The sequence below is a fragment of the Inquilinus limosus MP06 genome, assembly GCF_000767795.1.
GTDB classification, from domain to species: Bacteria; Pseudomonadota; Alphaproteobacteria; order DSM-16000; family Inquilinaceae; genus Inquilinus; species Inquilinus limosus_E.
On sequence record NZ_JANX01000482.1, the window covers coordinates 1 to 4984 of the forward strand.

The 4984-nt window shown below is 70.7% G+C and carries 6 protein-coding genes and 1 pseudogene; 4 read left to right on the forward strand and 3 right to left on the reverse strand.

Annotated features, from left to right (window positions below):
- Positions 1 to 187, reverse strand: a pseudogene (locus P409_RS26465) (hypothetical protein); the annotation flags it as partial.
- Positions 188 to 313: 126 nt separating this feature from the next.
- On the opposite strand from P409_RS26465, the gene P409_RS26470 reads away from it, so the two are divergent.
- The 3 genes from P409_RS26470 to P409_RS26480 all read left to right on the forward strand — a co-directional run bounded on the left by P409_RS26470 (position 314) and on the right by P409_RS26480 (position 3072).
- Entirely contained in the window at positions 314 to 1222 is a 909-nt protein-coding gene (locus P409_RS26470; RefSeq protein ID WP_034845465.1) for a LysR substrate-binding domain-containing protein, read from the forward strand.
- A 166-nt stretch (positions 1223 to 1388) separates the two neighbouring features.
- A complete protein-coding gene (locus tag P409_RS26475) occupies positions 1389 to 1733 on the forward strand; it encodes a cupin domain-containing protein (protein ID WP_034845467.1) in 345 nt (114 codons plus the stop codon).
- Between the two features lie 73 nt (positions 1734 to 1806).
- Positions 1807 to 3072 carry a 3-phosphoshikimate 1-carboxyvinyltransferase gene (locus tag P409_RS26480; protein WP_034845469.1) on the forward strand — a complete coding sequence of 422 codons (1266 nt, stop codon included), beginning with the start codon at positions 1807 to 1809 and terminating at the stop codon, positions 3070 to 3072.
- Here the strand turns inward: P409_RS26480 and P409_RS26485 are convergent.
- Both P409_RS26485 and P409_RS26490 read right to left on the reverse strand, forming a co-directional pair.
- Positions 3054 to 4043, reverse strand: a complete 990-nt coding sequence (locus P409_RS26485) for a DMT family transporter (RefSeq protein WP_343285526.1) — start codon at positions 4041 to 4043, stop codon at positions 3054 to 3056. The two genes, P409_RS26480 and P409_RS26485, sit on opposite strands and share 19 nt — an antisense overlap.
- 24 nt (positions 4044 to 4067) lie before the next feature.
- Complete coding sequence (locus P409_RS26490) at positions 4068 to 4490, reverse strand: hypothetical protein (RefSeq protein ID WP_034845471.1); 423 nt, start codon at positions 4488 to 4490, stop codon at positions 4068 to 4070.
- A gap of 144 nt (positions 4491 to 4634) precedes the next feature.
- Here P409_RS26490 and P409_RS26495 point away from each other — a divergent pair.
- Positions 4635 to 4984, forward strand: a 350-nt coding sequence (locus P409_RS26495; RefSeq protein WP_034845473.1) for a hypothetical protein, incomplete at its 3' end; no start/stop codon positions are given.

Consider the following 4984-nt stretch of genomic DNA (forward strand, 5'->3'; position numbering starts at 1 on the left):
CGATGGTCACGCCCTCGGCCTCGGTCAGGATGCCGGCCCGCACCAGCTCGCGCGCATGGGCGGCCGAGGCGGCGAGGTCGTAGGGGGCGAGGCGGAAATGGCTGGCGTCGGAGCGCGACAGGGCCATCAGCTCCGGCGCGGGCGCGGCGCGGAAGCGTGCGCCCCAGAGGCGGGTCGGTTCGGTCATGCTCGGCTCCCTGTTCGGCCGCGGATGCTGGCAAGCCGCAGGAGGAGCGACAATGGAAATGATTTCCCCACGGTAGTCCGAAATGGAATATCGTGTGCGCCAGTCCGAATGGTCATAGCCCGAGAGATGTCGCCGAAGCCGGCCCCCCTGCCCTCCACCACCGCCCTGCGCGTCCTGGCCGCGCTGGTCGAGCACGGCTCTGCCTCCGAGGCGGCGAAGAGCGTGAACCTGACCCAGAGCGCGGTCAGCAAGCAGCTGCGCAGCCTGGAGGAGATCGCCGGCATGCCGCTGTTCGCCCGCACCGGCCGCGGCCTGGTGCCGACCCCGGCCGGGCGGATCTATGTCGAGCAGGCGCGGATCGCGCTGGGGGCGCTGGAGACCGCGGCCGGGCGGATCGCGGCGCTGCGCGGGTCGCCCAACGCCATCCGGCTGCATGTGCTGCCGATCCTGGGCGACCGCTGGCTGGTGCCGCGCCTGTCGCTGCTGGCCAAGGCGCGGCCGGAGCTGGAGGTGCAGTTCACCACCCAGGCCACCGGCGACACGGTCGAGGAGGCGGACGGCGTGTTCCGCTTCGGCGAGGGCGACTGGCCGGACCAGCAGGCGGAGTACCTGTTCGGCCGCAATGTGGCGCTGGTCGGGGCACCGTCGCTGCTGTCCCGGATGGGCGGCATCGCCGCGGCCGAGGATGTGCGCCGCTACACCGTGCTGGACCACCGCCACACGCCGCTGCGCTGGAGCGAGTTCGCCGAGGCCCAGGGGCTGTCGGATTTCACCCCGGCGCATATGGTGCATTTCGGCTTCTACGCGCTGGTGATCCGCGCCGCCATCGCCGGCCAGGGCCTGGCCCTGGTGCCGCGCTGCCTGATCGGCGAGGAGCTGGCGACCGGCCGGCTGGTCAACCCGGCCGGCCTCGGCTTCCACAGCCGCCACGGCTACTGGTTCACGGCGGCGGCGGACCGCACGCCGCGGCCAGGCCTGGTCGCCTTCCGCGATTGGCTGCTGGGCGAGGCCCGGACGCTGGGGCCGGGGATGTAGGAGAGCGGTTGCGCCTGCTCTCAACTCGTCATCGCGAGGAGCGAAGCGACGTGGCGATCCAGGGACCGGTGCCACTGGATCGCCACGCCCCTGCGGGGCTCGCGATGACGGATGTGGAGTATGGTGAACAGAACACTAGCCGGCCCGAAACCAAAGGGAGAACGCCATGAACCCCGTCATCGACCGCCACGAATGGGCCGAGGATACCGAGCGCTGGCACGGCGAGATCCAGCTCGGCAAGCGCGGCGCCAACGTCTCGGTGATCTTCTTCGACCGGGCCGAGCCGGGCGGCGGGCCGAAGCTGCACCGCCACCCCTATCCCGAGACCTTCATCATCCGCGCCGGCCGCGTCCTGTTCATCCTGGGCGACCGGGAGATCCTGGCCGAGGCCGGGCAGATCGTGGTGGTGCCGGCGAACGCGCCGCACAAATTCACCAATCCCGGCCCCGGCCCGCTGCAGACCATCGACATCCACGAGAACGGCAGCTTCATCACCGAATGGCTCGAATGAGCCGATCGCGCTGGTTCAGAGCCGCAGAGATCGCTAGATCAGGATGATCACCCGGGAGAGTTGGACGGCGGCCATGGATGCGCGTGTACAGGGTTTGACGATCAAGGCGCCGGGCCGGCCGCTGACCGGCCGGGTGACCCCGCCCGGATCGAAATCGATCACCAATCGCGTGCTGCTGCTGGCGGCGCTGGCCCGCGGCACCAGCCGCCTGACCGGCGCGCTGAAGAGCGACGACACCAAGCTGATGGCCGCCGCCCTGCGGGCCATGGGCGTGACGGTCGAGGAGCCGGACGACACCAGCTTCACCGTCACCGGCACCGGCCGGCTGCAGGCCCCGGCCGCGCCGCTATTCCTGGGCAATGCCGGCACCGCCACGCGCTTCCTGACCGCCGCCGTGACCATGGTCGACGGCACCGTGGTGGTGGACGGCGACGCGCATATGCGCAAGCGGCCGATCGGCCCGCTGGTGCAGGCGCTGCGCTCGCTCGGCATCGACATCGCCGACACCAACGGATATCCGCCAGTGACGGTGCGCGGCCACGGGCCCTTCGCGCCGGGCCGGGTCGAGATCGACGGCGGCCTGTCCAGTCAGTACATCTCCGCCCTGCTGATGGCCGCCGCCTGCGGCACCGGGCCGGTCGAGGTGGCGCTGACGGGTACCGAGATCGGCGCCCGCGGCTATGTCGACCTGACCGTGGCGGCGATGCGCGCCTTCGGCGCCGAGGTCGAGCAGTTCGACGAAGCGACCTGGCGGGTGCAGCCCACCGGCTACCGCGCCGCCGACCATGTGATCGAGCCCGACGCCTCGGCCGCGACCTATCTGTGGGGGGCCGAGGTGCTGACCGGCGGCGCCATCGACCTGGGCGTGCCGGCCGCCGCCTTCACCCAGCCGGACGCCAAGGCGCAGGCGCTGATCGCCCGGTTTCCGCACCTGCCGCCGGTGATCGACGGGTCACAGATGCAGGATGCGGTGCCGACGCTGGCGGTGCTGGCGGCGTTCAACCAGACGCCGGTGCGCTTCACCGGCATCGCCAATCTCCGGGTCAAGGAATGCGACCGCGTCGCCGCGCTGGCGACCGAGCTGTCGCGCATCCGCCCCGGCCTGGGCCGCGAGGATGGCGACGACCTGATCGTCGCTTCCGACCCCGCCTTGACCGGCCAGGTGCTGCCGACCCGGATCGAGACCTATGCCGACCACCGCATCGCCATGAGCTTCGCGCTCGCGGGGCTGAAGATCGACGGCATCACCATTCTCGACCCCGGCTGCGTCGCCAAGACCTATCCCGCCTATTGGGACGCGCTGGCCTCCCTCGGCGTCACCTACGACGAAGTCGCCTGACCGGGCGAGCCCACGGCCCGCCGGAGCTTCCCGAACAGCCTGCCGTCGATCGCGATCAGGCCCAGCCCGATCAGCGCCATGCCGGCCCAGGCGCGGCCGGACAGCACCTCGCCCAGCACCAGATGGCCGAGCAGCATGGCGCTGGGCGGGATCAGCAGCGTCACCAGCACCGTGTTGGTGGCGCCGACTCGGGACAGCAGCTTGAAGTAGAGGACATAGGCCAGCGAGGTGCTGAGCACCGCCAGCCCGGCCAGCGACAGCAGCGTTGCGCCGCTGGGCATCGGCAGGGTCCAGGGCCGGTCGGCCAGGGCGACGATCGGCAGCATCATCACGGTGGTGGCGCTGACCTGGCCGGTGGCGGTGACCATCGGCGGCAGCCTGCGGAAGCGGCGGCCGAAGATGCCGGCGAAGGCGTAGGACAGGGCGGCGCCGAGGATCGCGACCTGCGCCGTCACCTCGCCGCCGAGCCCGCCCAGCACCTGCGGGCCGATCAGCACGACGACGCCGGCGAGGCCGAGCAGCACGCCGGCCAGGCGCTTGGGCGTCAGCTTCTCCTCCGTCGTGAGGACATGCGCGACCAGCACGGTGAACAAGGGCGTGGTGGCGTTGAGGATGGCGGCGAGGCCGCTGCCGATCCGGGTCTGACCCCAGACGATCAGGCAGAACGGGATCAGGTTGTTCAGCAGCCCCATGCCGAAGAAGGCGGCCCAGGTGCCGCGGTCGCGCGGGAGGGCCAGGCCGGCCAGGCGCAGCACCGGCAGCAGCGCCAGCGCCGCCAGCCCGACCCTGACCAGGACGATGGTCAGCGGCGGCAGCTCGGCCACCGCGACCTTGGAGAAGAAGAAGGAGCCGCCCCAGGCGATCGACAGGGCGATCAGCAGCAGCCAGTCGGCGAAAGCCATCGCGGGCGGGGCTGCGGGTTTGGTGGTGCTCATGCCGCCGTTCTCGCCGAGACCGATCACGCTCGCCACCCGGTTCTTGCGGTGGAAACGGCGTCAGAGGCAGCCGCCCTGCCTCGGATCCCGCGGTGTCTTCAACTGCTCCTTGATCGAGTCTGTGGCGGCCGGATCGTCCAGCAGCTTGGTGATGAACTGCTTCCAGCCGGGATAGTCCCTGGACCGGCAGCTGTCCTGCCCTCTCTTCCGGACATGTTCGAGAGAGCCTTGCGGCCCCTCATGCGCAATGATGCGATCCGCGATCGCGCCGCCATTGGCACGGATGAAGTCCTCCAGCGCTTGGTTCAGAAGGACGTATTTCTGCTCATGCTGGTCATCGAGCGGTTCGCCACAATGAATCAGCATCGCTCGCGCGCCGTTCACCATCGAGTAGAGGCACATCACCGATGCGTCCTCGGCCGTAGCGGCGGCCGGGCCACCGAGCACCGCGGCCGCGGTCAGCACAATTCCCCATCTGGACATCGACACCTCCTGCGCCGGTTGCGACCGGCCGGGGATATCCTGATCCAGGCGCGCCGCGCAGGACAGGTCCGAGAATCCATCGATCCGCCGGCGGCGCCGGATGGTCTAGCAAGGCATGCGGCCCTGCCGTCCCGGAGACCCGCCGTGATCGACCCGTTCTGGCTTCTGTTCGCCGCCAAGCTGGCGCTGACCGCCGGGATCGTGGTCACCGCATCGCTGCTGGTCGAGCGCAGCGGACCGCTGCTCGCGGCGATGATCGCGACGCTGCCGATCTCCGCCGGCCCCGCCTATGTCTTCCTGGCCATGGAGCACGATTCCGGCTTCGTCTCCGGCAGCGCCCTGGCCAGCCTGGCGATCAACGCCGCGACCGCGGTGTTCCTGACCCTCTACTCGCTGCTGGCCCGGTCGCACCGCCTGGCCGTCAGTCTGCCGCTCGGCCTGCTGGGCTGGGCGGCGGCCGCCTTCGCGATCTCCCGGGTCGACTGGTCGCTGCC